The following is an 18049-nucleotide window of genomic DNA, read 5'->3' on the forward strand; positions in this document are numbered from 1 at the left end:
CATGGGCGGCTGATGCCCGCGCTCAGTAACCGACGGTGAAATGCCTGCTCTCGCCTGGGCTTTCGAGTTCGTCGAGGACGGCCACGGCGAGATCCTCGGCAGAGATTCGGGACGAGCCGTCGGCGCTGATGATCAGTGTGGTGGCGCCGCGCCGGTACTTTCCGGTCCGCTGTCCGGGCTCGAGCAGGGCGGGCGGGCTGAGATAGACCCAGTTGGCCGGATGCGCCCGGCAGGACTCCCACTGCGCGACGCTGGCGGCGGCGATGGGGCGAACCGCCTCCGGGACGTACTCCGGACTGTCGAGGACAAGCCGATCGGAGTGCTCCGAAGCCTGCAGAGGGGCGGCGCCGCCGACGACGAGGATGCGTGACCGAGTGGTCCGTGCCGCGTCCAGCAGGGTCGTCGTCGTCGCCGTGACGGTGTGTTCCTGCCCGGATGCCGGACGCGTCGCCGCCACGATCGCGTCGACGCCGTCGAACAGTTCGCTCATCCGGTCGGCGTCGTTCGCGTCGCCTTCGACGGCGGAGATCCCGGGCGGCAAGGGAGTCGGCGGCCGTCTCCGGAACACGGCGACGATCTCGTGGCCGCGGCGCACGGCCTCGGCGATGACACGCGAGCCGACCATGCCGTTGGCTCCGACGACTGCGATCTTCATTTCAGTATCCCTTCGGGGGTCGATACGACGGTGGACGAGCGGGTGGGCGCGGGAAGCTGCCCCGCGACGATGGCGGCGAGCGCGAGCGCGAAGCCTGCCAACTGCACCGGGCCGAGGGTCTGGCCCAGCAGGACGGCGCCGAGAACGGCGGCGACCAGCGGCGACAGCAGCACGAGAACCGCGACCGAGGTGACGGGCAAGGCGCCGATGCCGCGGAACCAGACGACGTAGGCGAGCAGACCGCCGACCAGACCGAGCCACAGGTAGCCGCAGGCAGCGGGCGCGTCGATCGCGGGCGGGGAACCTTCGACCAGGAACGTGAGGGGCAGCAGAAACAGTCCGCCCGCGGTGAGCTGCCAGCCGGCGAAAGCGGTGGGACCGACCGCAGCGGGGCGTCCCCACTTCTTCGTGAGCGTCAGGCCCAGCGCCATCGAAGCCGCGGCCGCGATGCCCGCCGCGACTCCGGCGAAGTCGAGGGAAGCATCCGGCCCGATGACCACCAAGCCGACACCCAGGACGCCTATCGCGCCCCACACGAGGCGCCAGGCGGACGGGCTCTCCCGCAGGACGGCCACGGCCAGGACAGCCACGACCAGCGGCTGGGCAGCCGCCAAGGTCGCGGCCACGCCACCCGGCAGACGTTCGGCGGCCAGGAACAGCAGGGGGAACAGCAGCCCGATGTTGAGCACGCCGAGCACCGCTGCTTTGCCCCACCACGCTCCGCGCGGCAGCGTTCGCGTGATCGCCAGCGCGATCAACCCCGCGGGCAACGCGCGCAGGAGTCCCGCGAACAGCGGGTGTCCTGGTGGGAGCAGTTCGGTGGTGACGACGTAGGTCGTGCCCCACGACACGGGCGCGAGCGCCGTCAGGACGGTGCGGGACAGATTTCCGAGCGGCGCGTCTCCGCCGGAAATTGTCTGTGCTGCTGGACTTTTCACAGGGGAAGTCTCGCCCGGCGACTATTGATGAGTCCAACACATGTTTGTCACTTCATCGATCTCGATTCACGATTGGTCTATGGAGCTCCAACAGATGCGCTACGTCCTCGCGGTCGCCGAGACGAACAGCTTCACCCGAGCCGCCGAACGATGCCTGGTCGTGCAATCCGCCCTCAGCCACCAGATCGCCCGCTTGGAACGGGAACTGGGCGTGAGACTGTTCGAGCGCACCAGCCGCCGGGTGCGCCTGACACCGGCAGGCGCGGCGTTCCTCCCCGCTGCCCGCCAGTGCCTGGACGCCGCCGAGCGCGCGGCCGCCGAGGTCGCCGCGGCGGTCGGTGAGGTGCGCGGACGACTTGCCGTGGGGCTGATCCCCACCGTCGCCGCGGTCGACATCCCGGATGCGCTGCGTGAGTTCCGCACGCGATATCCGCACGTGCGCGTCAGTCTGCGGGTCGGCGCGAGCGAGGAACTGATCGAGCGCGTCGTGCAAGGCGCCATCGACGTGGCCTTCCTCGGCTTGCCGGTCACCGCGCGACCACGCGGCGTCGCCGCCCACGAACTCGCCCGCGACCGGCTCGTCGCCGTGGTCGCGCGGGACCACCCGCTCGCCGGTGCGCCGACGGTCGATCTGCGCAGGTTGTCGTCGGAGGTCTTCGTGGACCTGCCGGCCGGAACCGCGGGACGCCTTCAATCCGATCAGGCGTTCGCAGCCGCCGGTCTCGACCGTGACGTCGCCTTCGAAGTGACCAGCGCGGACTACATCGCTCGGCTCGTCCGCCCAGGACTCGCCGTGGCCATGCTCCCCGCCGCCTACGCGCCGCAGCTGGAGGGCGTCGTCACCATCGAGGTCGCCGACGCCCCGGCCCGCGTCGAATACGTCATCTGGAGCCGCAGCCGCCCACCCGCGGCGACCGCTTTCCTCACCGTGCTCGGTATCCCGGCCCAGGATCGGGACGACTCCTGAAGCGTCCGCGGGCATTCCGGCCGATCGAAGGCGACGCACGCAGCATGAGCGGCCGGACCGCAGCGGCGCTGTCAAGCGACACATGGCCTCCTGGCCCCTTGGTCGCCTCGACAAGGCGAAGCCCGGATCGTGCTGTCACCGCCGCACGCGCCTCACCGGCTCTACCGCCGGTTTCGAGCGAAGCGAGACCGAGCATGTTCCGTTCGCGGCCCGGTTCGGGTCCGAGTGGCCGCCACGTCCGCGACGCAGTCGCCAGCGGCGGCCACTCGGACGCGAACCACAAGAGGGCCGCGAACACGCCGCGCCCGCGCGGCCGAGAACACAGCGAACTCAGTCCGGGCCGCCGCCACCGGCCTGCGGGGGCGGGATGCGGACGACGCGGTCGTCGAACGGTCCCGGCTGGCCGTCGGTCTTGTTCACCGTGGTCACCCAGATGGTGCCGTCGGCGCCGACCGCCGCGCCGCCGAGCTGTCCGTACCTGTCCTGCGCCACCAGGGACGGGGCCGCGGTGACGGCGTGCGTGTTCGGGTCGGCGGAGGCGATGGCGACGGCCTTCGCGCGGGTCAGCGAGATCGCGACGCCGTCGGTCGCGGCGGCGCAGCCTGCGACGCCGGGCCGGTCCGGCCAGGTCCACACGGTGGTGACCACGCCGTCGCCGCCGAGCCGCTGCAACCGGTCCTCGGCGGGTGTGCGGTCGGTGATCCAGATGCTGTCCTTGCCGTCCTGGCACACGTCCCCCGCGGTGCCGATGCCGGAGACGGCGATTTCCGGCGCGGGCGTGCGGCCGGGCACCGGTGAGTTCACCCGCAGCAGTTTGCCCGCGAGCGAGCCCGCCGAGGCCGCCGCGCCGGGGTTGCCCGCGTCGCCGGTCAGCACCAGCATCTGGTCCGGTGCGGCGAACTCGATCGCGCCGTGATTGCCGGTCGTGCCCTTGGGGATCCCGGTGAGGACGTCCTTGGGGGAGCCGCCTTCGGCGATGCGGACCACGCGGTTGTCGCTGCCGGTGGTGATGTAGGCGTACATCAACCCGTCTTCGCGGTAGGTCGGCGAGAGCGCGATGTCGCTGAGACCGCCGTCGCCGGAACCGTCCACGTCCAGCCGGGCGATCTCGACCGGCGGCTGCTCCGGGGCGACCTTCAGGATGCGGCCGGTCCGGCGCTCGGCGACCAGCGCGCCGTCGGCGAGCGTGACCAGGCCGCCGGTGGTGTCCAGGCAGGTGGCCACCACCGCCGGGTCGGGATCGATGCAGGGGCCGCTCGGCCGGGTGGTCGAGGTGGGTGGCTGACTCGGTTTCTTCGGGTCGATGTTGGCTCCGCGCAGGGTCGGCTCCGGGGTGAACGGGCTGGACGCCGAATCGTCGAACCGGGCGCACCCGACCAGCAGGACGGAGCCGAGCGCCAAGCTCGCCGCGACGCGGCCCACGACAACCAAACTCATAGTCCAGACGTTACGGAAATAACGTCGCCCGCGCCCCCTCCGGGTGGGTGTTGCGCGCACCGAACACGCCGCGCCGTACTTGCCCGCCGTGACGGGGTGCGGCATAGGGTAGTTGCCGTGACCGACAAGCCGAAAGACACGCCGGATCCCAAGGCCGGGAACCCCGCTCCCTCCACGGCCGAGCAGTCGGCGGTTTCGACCACCGGTCGGGGCGTGACCAGCCCGTACGACTCGCCGACCGAGCAATTCGAGCGGGTGGATCCAGCCCAGCGGCCGCAGTTGTCCAAGGACGTCCCACGCACCGACGACGAGCTCGGGCTCGATCCGGACGTGCCGACCACCGCCCACAGCAAGGTCGCGGGGGACAAGTCCGCGTCCACCTACGATTACGCCAGCATCCCGCCCGCTCCCACCCCGCCGAGCGACAGCGCGCGCCTGCGCCGCCGCAACGGCGACTACCGCCGCGGCACGCTCGATCTCGGTTTGCTGCTGCTGCGCCTGGTAGTCGGCGCCACCTTCCTCTACCACGGCTTGCAGAAGCTCACCGGCTGGTTCCACGGCCCCGGCCTGGACGGCACCCGCGACATGATGGAGCGCGGCGGCTGGGATCACCCGTCGGTGTCCGCCATCCTGGTGACCGCCGGCGAGGTCGGCGGCGGCGCGCTGCTGATCCTCGGGCTGGCCACCCCGTTGGCCGCGGGCGCGGTGCTCGCGGTGATCCTCGACGCCTGGGCCTGGAAACAGGGCATGGCCCCCGGCTTCCAGTACAAGGCCGGGCCGGGAGCGGTGGAACTGGAAAGCATCCTGGCCGGCGTCGCCGCCGTCATCATCCTGACCGGTCCGGGTCGCTTGTCCTTCGACCGCAATCGCGGTTGGGCCACCCGCCCGGCGGCCGGCTCGTTCGTGGTCCTTCTCCTCGCCGTAGCGGCCGCCGTAGGCGCCTACTGGTACCTGCACGGCGGCAACCCACTCACCGGCGTCGGGCCCTTCGACTAGGTTCCTCCCGGACGGGCGCGGCTTCGCCGTCTCCTTGACCTCGAGCGCAGTTGAACTTCTAGCGTCCCTCGGGACGAAAGGAATTCGACTGTGACAACACTTGTTACGGGTGCCACCGGCAACACCGGTCGGCACGTGGTCGCCGAATTGGTCCGCCGCGGTGAGCGCGTTCGTGCGTTGACCCGGAATCCGGTCGCCGCCGCGGGGAAGTTCCCGGCCGAGGTGGAACTCGTGGCCGGCACGCATACGGAACCGCAGCGGTTGGCTGCCGCCTTGGAGGGCGTCGACCGGTTGCACGTCACCGTGACCGCCGGCCTTGCCGAAGCCGGGCCGGAGCTGGTCCGGCGCGCGGTCGAGGCGGGCGTGCGCCGCTTCACGGTGGTGTGGGGTGGCGCGGTCGGGCCGGTCGAGGAGGCTGTGCGGGACTCGGGTGTGGAATGGACTCGACTGGAACCGCAAGAGTTCATGTCGAACACGCTGGGCTGGATCGAATCGATTCGCGGCGAGGCGGTGGTGCGCGAGCCGTACGACTTCCCCAGCGCGCTGGTACACGAAGCCGACATCGGGGCGGTGGCAGCTGTCGCGCTGCTCGAAGACGGCCATTCCGGCCGTGCTTACAACCTCACCGGGCCCGCGCCGCTGACACCGCGAGAACGGATCGCCATCCTGTCCCGGGCCATTCGCCGCGACATCGCTTTCGTCCGGATCACGCACGACCAGGCCGTCGAGCGGCTGGTTGCCACGGGTGTGTCCCGGGCGGACGCCGAGTACGTCGTCGGCTGGTATGCCACACCCGACGCCGCGTCCACGACCGTCGTCGACACCGTCGCACAGGTGACGGGCAGACCAGCGCGAACGTTCGACCAGTGGGTGGCCGAGCACGCGGAACTCTTCCGGGATTCGCCGATCGCCGACCACGCCACAATCGGCTGACCGAGTCGGGGAACGCCGCTTTCCGCCGCCCATCGGAGCCGATGGGCGGCGGATCCGGCGAGCTACGGCACGTGGCGGACGGCGCCCTTGTCGGCCGACGTGGCCATGGCGGCGTAGGCGCGCAGCGCGGTCGTCACCGGACGATCGCGGTTCACCGGCTGCCAGGGCCGCTCCGACGCTTCCATCTTGGCGCGGCGCTCGGCGAGGACGGCGTCGTCGACGAGGACCTCGAGCGTGCGGGTGGCCACGTCGATGCGGATCTGGTCACCGTTCTCGACCAACCCGATGACACCACCGCTGGCCGCCTCGGGCGAGATGTGCCCGATCGACAGACCGGAGGTGCCGCCGGAGAACCGGCCGTCGGTGATCAGCGCGCACTCCTTGCCGAGGCCCGAGCCCTTCAGGAAGGCGGTCGGGTGCAGCATCTCCTGCATGCCGGGACCGCCCGCGGGACCCTCGTAGCGGACCACGATCACGTCGCCGGGCTTGATCTTCTTGCCGAGGATGACCGACACGGCCTCCTCCTGCGACTCCACCACCACGGCGGGGCCCTGGAAGGAGAACAGCGCCTCGTCGATGCCCGCGGTCTTGAGCACCGCGCCGTCGGGCGCGATGTTGCCGCGCAGCACGACCAGGCCGCCTTCCCTGGTGTAGGCGTGCTCCAGATCGCGGATGCAGCCGCCCGCGGCATCGGTGTCCAGCGACGACCAGCGGTTGTCGGTGGAGAACGGCTCGGTGGTGCGCACCCCGCCCGGCGCGGCGTGGAAGAGTTCGATCGCTTCCTGGGAAGCCTTGCCGGAGCGGATGTCCCAGGTGTCGAGCCACTCGTCGAAGGACGCGGTGTGCACGGTGGTGACGTCGGTCTCCAGCAGCCCGGCGCGGCGCAGTTCGCCGAGGATGGCGGGGATGCCGCCGGCGCGGTGCACGTCCTCCATGTGGTAGTCGGAGTTCGGCGACACCTTCGACAGGGTGGGCACCCGGCGGCTGATCTCCTCGATGGTGTGCAGATCGAAGTCGACCTCGCCCTCCTGCGCGGCGGCCAGCGTGTGCAGCACGGTGTTGGTCGACCCGCCCATCGCGACGTCCAGGGCCATCGCGTTGCGGAAGGCCTTGGCGTCGGCGACATTGCGCGGCAGCACGGACGCGTCGTCCTCGCGGTACCAGCGGTTGGCGATGTCCACCACGACGGTGCCCGCCCGCTCGAACAGCGCCCGGCGCGCGGCGTGCGTGGCGAGGGTGGAGCCGTTGCCGGGCAGTGCGAGTCCGAGCGCTTCGGTGAGGCAGTTCATCGAGTTCGCCGTGAACATGCCCGAGCACGAGCCACAGGTCGGGCACGCCGACCGCTCGACCTCGGACAGACCTTCCTCGGACACCGCCTGATTCGCGCTCGCGGAGATCGCGGTGATGAGGTCGGTGGGCGCCTGCGCGACGCCGCCGACGACGACGGCCTTGCCCGCCTCCATCGGCCCGCCGGAGACGAACACCGTCGGAATGTTCAGCCGCATGGCGGCATTGAGCATGCCCGGGGTGATCTTGTCGCAGTTGGAGATGCACACCAGCGCGTCGGCGGTGTGCGCGTTCACCATGTATTCGACGGAGTCGGCGATGATCTCGCGCGAGGGCAGCGAGTAGAGCATGCCGCCGTGGCCCATGGCGATGCCGTCGTCGACGGCGATGGTGTGGAATTCGCGCGGCACGCCACCGGCGGCGCGCACCGCGTCGGCCACGATGTCGCCGACGTTCTTCAGATGCACGTGGCCGGGCACGAACTGGGTGTAGGAGTTCGCGATGGCGACGATCGGCTTGCCGAAGTCGGTGTCGGTCATGCCGGTGGCGCGCCAGAGTGCGCGCGCGCCCGCGGCATTGCGGCCGATGGTCGTGGTTCGTGAACGAAGCGGTGGCATGTGGATGGTCCTCGGGTCGCGGGGGGCTGACGTGCGACGGCGCAGAGCCTGCTCGGCGGTCCACCACGTTACTCCCGGTGGGCGTGTCCACCGGCCGGGTGGTGTGGCGTCCGATCGCGCGGTCAGCCGGGTCGGGTGTGTCGCCGGTGCGGGATGTCGCGGGCGATGACGGGGTGACGCCGGAGGTGCCGGAGCGTCGGGGTGGGACGAGGAGGGTCACGGCTCCGGGGGAATCATCCCATGACTCGGGCAACCTCCCAATAGCGGTGAATGTTCCGCCTCGGCGCGCCGGACCACGCGACGCGAGGCGTCAGGGCGTGAGTGAACGCAGATTGTGCCGGTTCGCGGTTGCCATCGGCGCTCGATGCCGTGCTGTGGCCATGATCACGTGCCTTCGTCGACGCTGGACTGTGCGACCCGTCGGCCGCCGGCATTGTCGGCGCTTACGCCGGGTTGTCGCCGTCGCGCGTCTTCGTCGCGTCCTCGCCGGACTTCGCGACCCCATCGGTCCGAGGGGCGCCGTCGCCGCTGGGATCCGTGTCCTGGTCGCTCGTCTCCGTGGTGGACTCTTCCGTCGCAGGTTCACGCGGCTCCGCGAACGGGTCCGGAATCCGTCCGCCGGAGAACGCCGCCAGATCGCGCAACCGGTCGTAGCTCACCGCGGGCAACTTCACCTCGGTGCCGTCGGTCAGGTCGGCGCGCACGTATCCGCGCTTGGGGATCCGCACACCCTTCACCTGCGCCCAGTCGAGGTGGCGCGAACCGAACAGCGTCCGCAGGTCCAGTCCCGCGTCGGAGACGGCGGTCTGCGTCCGCAGTACCCACGCCAGCACCACGACCGGGATGAGCAGCAGCCACCACAGTCCGGCGGGCCAGCCGACGAACGGGAAGAATACGCACATCAGCAGGATGAACACGCCCAGGAAAGCCAGCCGTGGGATGCGGATCACACGGGCTTCGGAGGCGCTACCCGTATCCGTTGTCGTCGCGGGCGTGTGGGACGATTCAGACGGTGGCACGGACTGATGCGGTGATGACACACCACCATCCTCGCATCCTGATGAACGGACACAAGCAACCGCACTGTCCCACATAATGGGACACACGGGGTCATCTGTTTGACTCTTCGGTTCACACCCGCTTAACGTCGTGCGCGTGAATCGAAACGAGTTGCTCGTAATCGGCCGGCGCGTCCAGCGTTGAGCCTGACACACTGAGTCGAATACGTCAGCTCGCGTTGCGACGCGCCACCCTCGATCAGCCCTGTGCTGTCGGGGGCTTTTTTATGTTCGGACTACTGTCCGACATGGCGAAGCGCAAGACACCGCTGGCACAACATCCGGGGTCGGAACCACAACCAGTAAGGAACGAAGACGGTGAGCGCACCTACCGCACGGCCCGGGCCTTCGGCCCGTAGGCCAGCGCCTTCGGCGAACCAGCAGGCCACGCCCGCTGCCAACGCGACCTCCGCGGCCAACCGCCGCCCGGTCCCGCCCGAGCGGGTCACCGGCGCGCAGTCGGTCGTCCGATCGCTCGAGGAGCTCGGCGTCGACACCGTATTCGGCATTCCGGGTGGCGCGATCCTTCCCGTCTACGACCCGCTCTTCGATTCCACCAAGGTGCGCCACGTCCTCGTCCGGCACGAGCAGGGCGCGGGTCACGCGGCCACGGGGTACGCCCAGGCCACCGGCAAGGTCGGTGTGTGTATGGCCACATCCGGCCCCGGCGCGACCAATCTGGTCACCCCGATCGCCGACGCGCAGATGGACTCGGTCCCGATCGTGGCCATCACCGGCCAGGTCGGCCGCGGCCTGATCGGCACCGACGCGTTCCAGGAAGCCGACATCTCCGGCATCACCATGCCGATCACCAAGCACAACTTCCTGATCACCGAGGGCGTCGACATCCCGCGCATCATCGCGGAGGCGTTCTACCTCGCCGCGTCCGGACGCCCCGGCGCGGTGCTCGTCGACATCCCCAAGGACGTGCTGCAGGCGCAGACCACCTTCAGCTGGCCGCCGGAGATGCGGCTGCCCGGCTACCGCCCGGTCACCAAGCCGCACGGCAAGCAGGTGCGCGAGGCCGCGCGGATGATCATGGAGGCCAAGGCCCCCGTGCTCTACGTCGGCGGCGGCGTGATCAAGGCCGACGCTTCGGCCGAACTGCTGCAACTGGCCGAGCTGACCGGTATCCCCGTGGTCACCACGCTGATGGCGCGCGGCGCGTTCCCCGACAGCCACCGCCTCAACATGGGCATGCCCGGCATGCACGGCACCGTGGGCGCCGTGGCCGCGTTGCAGCGCTCGGACCTGCTGATCACCCTCGGCGCGCGGTTCGACGACCGCGTCACCGGCCAGCTGGACTCCTTCGCGCCCGGCGCCAAGGTCATCCACGCCGACATCGACCCGGCCGAGATCGGCAAGAACCGGCACGCCGACGTCCCGATCGTGGGCGACTGCCGCGAGGTGATCGTCGAACTCATCGAGACGCTGAAGGCGGATCCGGCCGCGGGCAATTCGCTGCCGCTGCCGCTGACCGACTGGTGGACCTACCTCGACGGCGTGCGCGACGCCTACCCGCTGGGCTGGACCCCGCCCGCGGACGGTTCGCTGTCGCCGGAGTACGTCATCGAGGCGCTGGGCCGCCTGGCCGGTCCCGACGCGATCTACTGCGCGGGCGTCGGCCAGCACCAGATGTGGGCCGCCCAGTTCATCAAGTACGAGAAGCCGCGCACCTGGCTGAACTCCGGTGGTCTCGGCACCATGGGCTACGCCGTCCCGGCGGCCATGGGCGCCAAGATGGGCGCGCCGGACAAAGAGGTGTGGGCGGTCGACGGTGACGGCTGCTTCCAGATGACCAACCAGGAGCTGGCCACCTGCGCGGTCGAGGGCGTGCCGATCAAGGTCGCGCTGATCAACAACGGCAACCTCGGCATGGTGCGCCAGTGGCAGACGCTGTTCTACCAGGAGCGTTACTCCAACACCGACCTGGGCACGCACAGCCTGCGCATCCCCGACTTCGTGAAGCTCGCCGAAGCCCTCGGCTGCCACGGCATCCGGGTGGAGCGCGAGGAGGACGTGGAGGCCGCGATCCGCGAGGCGCAGTCCATCAACGACCGCCCCGTGGTGATCGACTTCATCGTCGGCAAGGACGCCCAGGTCTGGCCGATGGTCGCCGCGGGCACCAGCAACGACGAGATCATGGCCGCTCGCGGCATCCGCCCGCTGTTCGACGAGGACGAGCAGGCGGCCGAGCCGGCGGTCATCCACGCGGCGATGTCGCAGGAACAGAACAGGGTGAACAACGGATGAGTACCACGCATACCCTCAGCGTTCTCGTCGAGGACAAACCGGGCGTGCTGGCCAGGGTCGCGGCGCTGTTCTCCCGCCGCGGCTTCAACATCGAATCGCTGGCGGTCGGTGGCACCGAGCTCCCCGAGATCTCGCGCATGACCATCGTCGTCACCGTCGAAGACCTGCCGCTGGAGCAGGTCACCAAGCAGCTCAACAAGCTGGTGAACGTCATCAAGATCGTGGAGCAGGACTCCGACAGCTCGGTGGCCCGCGAACTGATCCTGGTGAAGGTGCGCGCCGACGCCAGTGTGCGCACCCAGGTGATCGAGGCCGTGGGGCTGTTCCGCGCGAAGGTGATCGACGTGTCGCCGGACGCGCTCACCGTCGAGGCGACCGGCACCCGTTCCAAGCTCGACGCGCTGCTGCGCATGCTCGAGCCGTACGGCATCCGGGAGATCGTGCAGTCCGGTGTCGTCGCGGTGGGGCGTGGACCGAAGTCCATCACCGCCACTCGATGAGGTAGTGAGCGGCGGCCACACGCTAGTCTTTCTGCGATCGACGGTTGGCGTGCCGCCCTCCCCGCTGACGCGGGAATGATCCCCACCCGCTCCTGCGGGGGTGATCCGATCCAGAACAACGAAAATCAACACCGGCGCAAGCACGGTGTGCCCCGCCTCGCGCGGGGATGATCCCGGAAGGAACCACAGTGGCAGTCGAGATGTTCTACGACGACGATGCCGACCTGTCGATCATCCAGGGCCGCAAGGTCGCTGTCATCGGCTACGGCAGCCAGGGTCACGCGCACTCGCTGAGCCTGCGCGACTCGGGCGTCGAGGTCCGCGTCGGTCTCGCCGAGGGGTCGAAGTCGCGCCCGAAGGCCGAGGAGGCGGGCCTGACCGTCGGCACGCCGGCGGAGGTCTCGGAGTGGGCGGACGTCATCATGGTGCTCGCGCCCGACACCGCGCAGGCGTCGATCTTCACCAACGACATCGAGCCGAACCTGAAGGACGGCGACGCGCTGTTCTTCGGCCACGGCCTCAACATCCACTTCGGCCTGATCAAGCCCCCGGCCAACGTCACCATCGGCATGGTCGCCCCGAAGGGCCCCGGCCACCTGGTGCGTCGTCAGTTCGTCGACGGCAAGGGCGTTCCCGCGCTGATCGCGATCGACCAGGACCCGAAGGGCGAGGGCCAGGCGCTGGCGCTGTCCTACGCCAAGGGCATCGGCGGCACCCGCGCCGGCGTCATCAAGACCACCTTCAAGGAAGAGACCGAGACCGACCTGTTCGGTGAGCAGGCCGTGCTGTGCGGTGGCACCGAAGAGCTGGTCAAGACCGGTTTCGAGGTCATGGTCGAGGCGGGTTACGCGCCGGAGATGGCCTACTTCGAGGTGCTGCACGAGCTGAAGCTGATCGTCGACCTGATGTACGAGGGCGGCATCGCGCGGATGAACTACTCGGTCTCCGACACCGCCGAGTTCGGTGGCTACCTGTCGGGCCCGCGGGTCATCGACGCCGACACCAAGAAGCGGATGCAGGACATCCTCAAGGACATCCAGGACGGCAGCTTCGTCAAGCGTCTGGTCGCCAACGTCGAGGGCGGCAACAAGGAGCTCGAGGCGCTGCGCAAGAAGAACGCCGAGCACCCGATCGAGGTCACCGGCGCCAAGCTGCGCGGCCTGATGAGCTGGGTCGATCGCCCGATCACCGAGACCGCCTGATCTCTCGGCTGATTCGCACGGTTGGCCTGCTCCGGAATTCGGAGCGGGCCAACCGCGTCTTCGCGGACCTTTAACTGCTGCCGAACATGCCCGGCCCGAAGCCTTGTCCGTAACCCTGCCCGAAGGGGCCGCCGTACTGGTTGTAGCCCCAACCGAACAACGGGTTGTTGTTGCAACTCCAGTTCTGGAATGGGCCGAAGTCGCACCGGTCGTTGTAATACGGGTCGTACCGCGCCGGGGTGGCCCCGGGCGTGCCCGGGGTGGCGGACGCGGGCATCGCCAGCGCTGTCAACGGGATTGCGGCGATGGCGCCGGCGACGGCCACACGAGCCACGGTACGGCGTGCGCTGATTGTGGAGAACAACGTAAATCCTTTCACTCTGCGGTGAGCGTCTTCGCCCACCATCCCCCGTTGCGGGTCCGCCCACGGCCTACCCCCGCGGACAGATCTCGGATCTACGGTCGCTGCTTCGCGGTCGCGCTTACCGACGGGGCAGCGACTGCACGACTTCACTCTTGCGCACTTGCCGCGAAACGTCACGGGTGTTCTCTCCCCTGCGGACCAAATCGAACCGCGATATTAGGGGCACCCCCTATCTGCGTTGCTGATCGGTCGCGAAAGCGCGAACTGCGCCGTCCGGTGGAGCCGTCCCGCGTCGGTGTCGGCTCGTTACTCGCTCGTACCGATGCCGGGGCCTAAGGTTCTCCCGGACAACGGGGTCAGGTAGCCGAAAATTCTCTGCCCGAACGGATGGTGGACCTTGACCAACTCGACCGACAGCGAACCGACTGTGTCCGAACCGGCTACGGCCGGTCGGCGTGCCGAGGCGATCCACCGCTTCCTCGTCCAGCCCGCCGACGCGGGCATCGTGGGCTCGGTCGACGGCGGCAAACTCCTGGAATGGATCGACAAAGTCGCCTACGCGGCGGCGGCCCAGTGGAGCGGCCGCTACTGCGTCACGGCCTATGTCGGGAACATCCACCTCGATCGGCCGATCTCGGTCGGGGAGCTGGTCGAATTGCATGCCGACCTGGTGCACACCGGGCGCACCAGCATGCACATCCTGGTGACGGTCTATTCGACCGATCCCACCCGGGTGAAGCCGGTGCAGTCGGCGCAGTGCCTGACGATCTTCGTCGCGGTGGACGACGACCGCCGCACCGTCGAAGTGCCGCAATGGAATCCGACGACGCTCCTGGAATCGCAGCGGCACCGGCAGGCCCGCGCCCGGATCTCGGTGCGCAAGCACATCGAGGAGGCGATGGCCGCCCAGCGGTACACGTCCGCGGGCACCGCGCCGAGCGCCACTCTGCGGTTCCTGGCGGCGCCTTCGGACATCAACTGGGGTGGCAAGGTCCATGGCGGCCGGACGATGCGGTGGATCGATGAAGCGGCGTACGTGTGCGGCGCGGACTGGGCCGGGCAGCGGGTCATCACTTCCTACTTCGGCGGCATCCGTTTCTACCGCCCGATCGTGATCGGGCACGTCGTGGAGGTCACCGCGCGGCTGATCCACACCGGTCCGCGCAGCATGCATGTGAGCGTGCACGTGACGTCCACCGACGCGCACTCCGACGAACCCGCGCTGGCGGCGCACGGCCTCGCCGTGGTCGTCGCGGTGGACGACGAGATGAAGGCGCGCGCCGTGCGGCAATGGCAGCCGGTCTCGGAGGAGGATCGGGCGCTGGACGCGCACGCCAAGCACCTGATCGAACTGCGGTCGCTGGTCGAACCGTTCACCATGGCGAGCGCCGTGCCCTCGGATGCCGAGCCGAGTCATTTCCGGATACCGGCGCCGAGCTGAGGCCGTCTAGACTAGTTACCGATGAGTAAGTTCTTCGCGTCGGTGGACGAGGTGACCGGGCGCCTCACCGAGGCCGGGTACCTCCCGTCCCTCGATATCGCCACCGCCGTGTTCCTCGCCGGCCACCTCGGCAAGCCGCTGCTGATCGAGGGCCCCGCGGGCGTCGGCAAGACCGAGCTCGCCAAGGCCGTAGCCGCCGCGACCACGTCCGACCTGGTGCGCCTGCAGTGCTACGAGGGCATCGATGAGGCCCGCGCCCTCTACGAGTGGAACCACGCCAAGCAGCTGCTCCGTATCACCGCCACCGGCGACGAGGGCTGGGACAGCACCCGCGACCACGTCTTCACCGAAGAGTTCCTCCTCGCGCGCCCGTTGCTGGCCGCCATCCGCAACCCGCGTTCCACGGTGCTGCTCATCGACGAACTCGACAAGGCCGACGTGGAGCTGGAAGGGCTGCTGCTCGAGGTGCTCGGCGACTACCAGGTGAGCATCCCTGAACTCGGCACCGTCACCGCGGTGCGCAAGCCGTTCGTCATCGTGACCTCCAACGCCAACCGCGAACTGTCCGAAGCGCTCAAGCGGCGCTGCCTGTATCTGCACATCGATTACCCGACGGCGGAACTGGAACGGGCGATCGTGCGGATGAAGGTCCCGGAATTGGACGAGGCGCTGGGGGAGCCGGTGGTCCGGGTGGTCGGGGCCTTGCGTCAACTCTCGTTGCGCAAGGCTCCGTCGATCGCCGAAACCGTCGATTGGGCGAAGACATTGGTCGCCCTCGGTGCGCGCAACCTGAGTGGAGGCGTGGTCCGCTCGACGCTCGGGGTGCTCTTGAAGTACCAGTCGGACCATCGCCTGGCGATCGAGCGGCTCGGGCTCGACATGGATGCCCAGCAGGAAGGGCGGTGAGGTGAAGTCCGCACCTCGCGCGGTCGAGGCAGGGCAGCGAGCCGCCGAATCGATGACCGATCGGCTCGTCGCGTTCGTCGGGCTCCTGCGTGATCACGGCATCAACGCGGGGCCGAGCGAAACCATCGATGCGGCCGAAGCGATGGTTGCCCTCGGAATCGACGATCGCGATCGGCTGCGCTCCGGCATGGCCGCCTGCCTGCTGCGGCGCAATGGTCAGCGCGCCGTCTTCGATCAGCTCTTCGACCTCTACTTCCTGACCGCTCAGCAGCCGCAGCAGGTCGATCAGTCGACACCCGAGTCCGTCGAAGCCCTGCGCGATCGCCTCGTCTCCGCACTGGCACAGGATGATTCGGACTCGGTCGCCGAACTGGCCCGCCAGGCGCTCACCGAACTCGGCGGTTACGGCGGCGCGGGCGCCGGGCAGTCCACGCCGGTCACCACCGCGTCCGGCGCAGGCTGGTCCTCCTACCTGACCATGAAAGCCCTACGCCCGGAAGAGCTCATCGATCGCATCGTCGCGGGCATGAACGGCGCTTCCCAACTCGACACCACCGTCCACACGATCGAAGCCAACCGCCGCCTCGCCGCGTTCCGCACCGCCGTCCAGACCGAGGCCCGCCTGCGCTCGGCACAACTGCGTGGCACCGAATACATCGCCCGCCGCGGCGTCGAAACCAGCACCGACCGTATCGATTTCCTCGGCGCCCGCGAACAGGACCTCGCCGAAATGCGCCGCCTGGTCCACCCTCTGGCCCGCAAACTCGCCACCCGCCTCGCCGTCCGCCGCCGCAAATCCGTCCGCGGCCAGATCGACCTACGCCGTACCCTGCGTCGCTCCATGTCCACCGGCGGCGTCCCCATCGACCCCGTCCTGCGCGCTCGCAAACACGGCCGCCCCGACCTGGTCGTTCTCGCCGACATCTCCGGCTCGGTCACCGGCTTCGCCGAATTCACCCTCCAGCTCATCCAGGCCCTGCAAGACCAGTTCAGCAAGGTCCGCAGCTTCGGTTTCGTCGACACCTGCGACGAGATCACCCACTTCTTCACTCCCGGCGAACCCCCGACCCCCGGCACCGCCGCCCGGATCATCCGCTCCACCAAGGTCGCGCGCTTCGGCAGCTCCAACTATGGCGAGGCCTTTCAAGGCTTCCTCGACAACTACGCCGACGCCCTCGGCCCCCGCACCTCGGTTCTGATCCTCGGCGACGGGCGGACCAACCGCACGGATCCGAATCTCACTGCGGTGCAGTCCATCGTCGACCGGGCGAAGCACGCCTACTGGCTGAATCCGGAGCCGTCTCGGTCGTGGTCGACGGGTGACTCCGCGGCGCACGTCTACGCGGAGCAGGTGACGATGCACGAATGCCGCAACGTCCAACAGTTGACCGAGGTCATCGCGCGGCTACTGCCAGCGTGACTCGGCTCGCTGACAAGACGTCGATTTGCATCGGCGCGTCTCCGGCCGAGCAATGCACCTACCCGCACCGACGTCAGCAGACGCAGCTGGCGAGCGAATCGGGTGCCGACGGAACCATTGCTGCCACGGTTCGCACACCGTGACAGCAATCGGCTTCTTCCTTCTCAGAGGTCAGTCGGAATCATCATCCCAAGCACCGAGACGGTGTACGGCTCTGGGATGCGGGCTTTCGAAATCGCCACCGCCCAACCCGTCTCCCTGTCGACTTCGGATCTGCCAGGCAACTCCGACCCAGCGCCCGTCAGCGCCGAGGAAGGCATGCTCCTCTGCGCCACCCGAGCAAATTCCATCAATAATGGCTGCCACGTGCGAAAGCCGCCCGGGATTGCCGATCGTATAGTCGGCGAGGCCGTCGATGCACCATCCTGTCCGTATCCGCGCTGCTTCATCGTCGAAACGGGTGATGAGGATGCTTCGGGCGGAATGATCGTGTGGCCGCGATGTGGTCGCCGACACGATGACTTGCCCTTCCGACAGGTGCGTGGTGGCACCGTAGCGGATCGCGACATCGCAGATTTCGGGGACCAAGTCTTCCCACGTTCGATCGTTGCCCATGACACTCCTCGATTTACCTATTGACCAAGGCCATCGGGCGGCTACTGCCCGCCTAGCGCCCGCTGTGGTGCCGAATTCTGGGCGCACTTACCGCCTCTGATGTCGTGCGGCCGAATGTGATGAAGTCCGACGGCGGAATGTGATGCAGATCATTGCTCGGAAGGATGCGGTTGGGCATCGTCGTCACTTCGATTTCGGAAAGAACCTGGTTGGAGATGCCTGAATGGCCGACCACAATTTCGCTTACGACCTCACGCTGGACGAGGTAAGGCGGCGCGGCGCCGTCGTCGCGGCACTCGGAGACGACTGGGACCCGGTCGCGGTGCTCGCCGAGGAAGAATTGGCCTACGACATGCTGTACTCGAATCTCGACGACGAGCAGCAGCGGATCTACGAGGAGCTCGTCTTGGCCGGGGTGCTGCCGGATCGGGCGACGCGCCAGATCGCCGACTGATATCTC

The 18049-nt window shown here is 68.8% G+C and carries 17 protein-coding genes; 10 read left to right on the forward strand and 7 right to left on the reverse strand.

Translation table 11 applies throughout. The features are described 5' to 3' along the window. Positions 1-22: 22 nt before the first annotated feature. Together ABZ552_RS11335 and ABZ552_RS11340 are read right to left on the reverse strand one after the other, a co-directional pair. Positions 23-655 carry an NAD(P)H-binding protein gene (locus ABZ552_RS11335; protein WP_357436702.1) on the reverse strand — a complete coding sequence of 211 codons (633 nt, stop codon included), beginning with the start codon at positions 653-655 and terminating at the stop codon, positions 23-25. After that, positions 652-1593 (reverse strand): EamA family transporter, encoded by a 942-nt coding sequence (locus ABZ552_RS11340; RefSeq protein ID WP_357436705.1) that lies wholly within the window; start codon positions 1591-1593, stop codon positions 652-654. Before ABZ552_RS11340 ends, ABZ552_RS11335 begins: the two co-directional genes overlap by 4 nt. A gap of 79 nt (positions 1594-1672) precedes the next feature. Between ABZ552_RS11340 and ABZ552_RS11345 the strand changes: the two genes are divergently transcribed. Next, on the forward strand, positions 1673-2560 hold the full coding sequence (locus tag ABZ552_RS11345) for a LysR family transcriptional regulator (protein ID WP_357436708.1): 888 nt from the start codon (positions 1673-1675) through the stop codon (positions 2558-2560). Between the two features lie 330 nt (positions 2561-2890). Here the strand turns inward: ABZ552_RS11345 and ABZ552_RS11350 are convergent, their stop codons facing one another. Continuing rightward, positions 2891-3997 (reverse strand): PQQ-dependent sugar dehydrogenase, encoded by a 1107-nt coding sequence (locus tag ABZ552_RS11350; RefSeq protein WP_357436711.1) that lies wholly within the window; start codon positions 3995-3997, stop codon positions 2891-2893. A 117-nt stretch (positions 3998-4114) separates the two neighbouring features. Between ABZ552_RS11350 and ABZ552_RS11355 the strand changes: the two genes are divergently transcribed. Both ABZ552_RS11355 and ABZ552_RS11360 read left to right on the forward strand, forming a co-directional pair. Beyond that, entirely contained in the window at positions 4115-4993 is an 879-nt protein-coding gene (locus ABZ552_RS11355; protein ID WP_281917630.1) for a DoxX family protein, read from the forward strand. A gap of 90 nt (positions 4994-5083) precedes the next feature. After that, positions 5084-5926 carry an NmrA family NAD(P)-binding protein gene (locus ABZ552_RS11360; RefSeq protein WP_281917631.1) on the forward strand — a complete coding sequence of 281 codons (843 nt, stop codon included), beginning with the start codon at positions 5084-5086 and terminating at the stop codon, positions 5924-5926. Positions 5927-5988: 62 nt separating this feature from the next. Here the strand turns inward: ABZ552_RS11360 and ilvD are convergent, their stop codons facing one another. Together ilvD and ABZ552_RS11370 are read right to left on the reverse strand one after the other, a co-directional pair. Then, entirely contained in the window at positions 5989-7830 is a 1842-nt protein-coding gene (gene ilvD / locus ABZ552_RS11365; protein ID WP_281878388.1) for a dihydroxy-acid dehydratase, read from the reverse strand. A gap of 443 nt (positions 7831-8273) precedes the next feature. After that, positions 8274-8780 (reverse strand): PH domain-containing protein, encoded by a 507-nt coding sequence (locus tag ABZ552_RS11370; protein ID WP_281917632.1) that lies wholly within the window; start codon positions 8778-8780, stop codon positions 8274-8276. A gap of 426 nt (positions 8781-9206) precedes the next feature. Between ABZ552_RS11370 and ABZ552_RS11375 the strand changes: the two genes are divergently transcribed. The 3 genes from ABZ552_RS11375 to ilvC all read left to right on the forward strand — a co-directional run bounded on the left by ABZ552_RS11375 (position 9207) and on the right by ilvC (position 12843). Next, complete coding sequence (locus ABZ552_RS11375) at positions 9207-11141, forward strand: acetolactate synthase large subunit (RefSeq protein ID WP_357436715.1); 1935 nt, start codon at positions 9207-9209, stop codon at positions 11139-11141. After that, positions 11138-11641, forward strand: coding sequence for an acetolactate synthase small subunit (ilvN, locus tag ABZ552_RS11380; RefSeq protein WP_039799659.1), 504 nt, complete (start codon positions 11138-11140; stop codon positions 11639-11641). The genes ABZ552_RS11375 and ilvN overlap by 4 nt, the downstream gene beginning before the upstream one ends. A gap of 200 nt (positions 11642-11841) precedes the next feature. After that, entirely contained in the window at positions 11842-12843 is a 1002-nt protein-coding gene (gene ilvC, locus ABZ552_RS11385) for a ketol-acid reductoisomerase (protein WP_174372187.1), read from the forward strand. A gap of 70 nt (positions 12844-12913) precedes the next feature. On the opposite strand, the gene ABZ552_RS11390 is transcribed toward ilvC, so the two are convergent. After that, positions 12914-13168, reverse strand: coding sequence for a hypothetical protein (locus ABZ552_RS11390; protein ID WP_281878392.1), 255 nt, complete (start codon positions 13166-13168; stop codon positions 12914-12916). Positions 13169-13604: 436 nt separating this feature from the next. Here ABZ552_RS11390 and ABZ552_RS11395 point away from each other — a divergent pair, with 436 nt between their 5' ends. Genes ABZ552_RS11395 through ABZ552_RS11405 form a run of 3 tightly spaced genes read left to right on the forward strand, consistent with a single transcriptional unit; the run spans position 13605 to position 16974 of the window. Further along, positions 13605-14648 (forward strand): hotdog domain-containing protein, encoded by a 1044-nt coding sequence (locus tag ABZ552_RS11395; protein ID WP_281878393.1) that lies wholly within the window; start codon positions 13605-13607, stop codon positions 14646-14648. A 21-nt stretch (positions 14649-14669) separates the two neighbouring features. After that, on the forward strand, positions 14670-15554 hold the full coding sequence (locus ABZ552_RS11400; RefSeq protein WP_357436718.1) for a MoxR family ATPase: 885 nt from the start codon (positions 14670-14672) through the stop codon (positions 15552-15554). A gap of 1 nt (position 15555) precedes the next feature. Beyond that, positions 15556-16974: a VWA domain-containing protein gene (locus tag ABZ552_RS11405; RefSeq protein WP_281878395.1), complete on the forward strand. Its 1419-nt coding sequence runs from the start codon at positions 15556-15558 to the stop codon at positions 16972-16974. Positions 16975-17145: 171 nt separating this feature from the next. On the opposite strand, the gene ABZ552_RS11410 is transcribed toward ABZ552_RS11405, so the two are convergent. Further along, the gene (locus ABZ552_RS11410; protein WP_281878396.1) at positions 17146-17589 is read right to left on the reverse strand and encodes a hypothetical protein; all 444 of its coding nucleotides are present in this window, start codon (positions 17587-17589) and stop codon (positions 17146-17148) included. 223 nt (positions 17590-17812) lie between these two features. On the opposite strand from ABZ552_RS11410, the gene ABZ552_RS11415 reads away from it, so the two are divergent. Beyond that, positions 17813-18043, forward strand: a complete 231-nt coding sequence (locus ABZ552_RS11415) for a DUF6400 family protein (protein WP_281917637.1) — start codon at positions 17813-17815, stop codon at positions 18041-18043. Positions 18044-18049: the final 6 nt, after the last annotated feature.

Origin of the sequence: Nocardia sp. NPDC019219, from assembly GCF_040632645.1 — a bacterium.
In the GTDB taxonomy this organism is placed as follows: Bacteria; Actinomycetota; Actinomycetes; order Mycobacteriales; family Mycobacteriaceae; genus Nocardia; species Nocardia sputorum.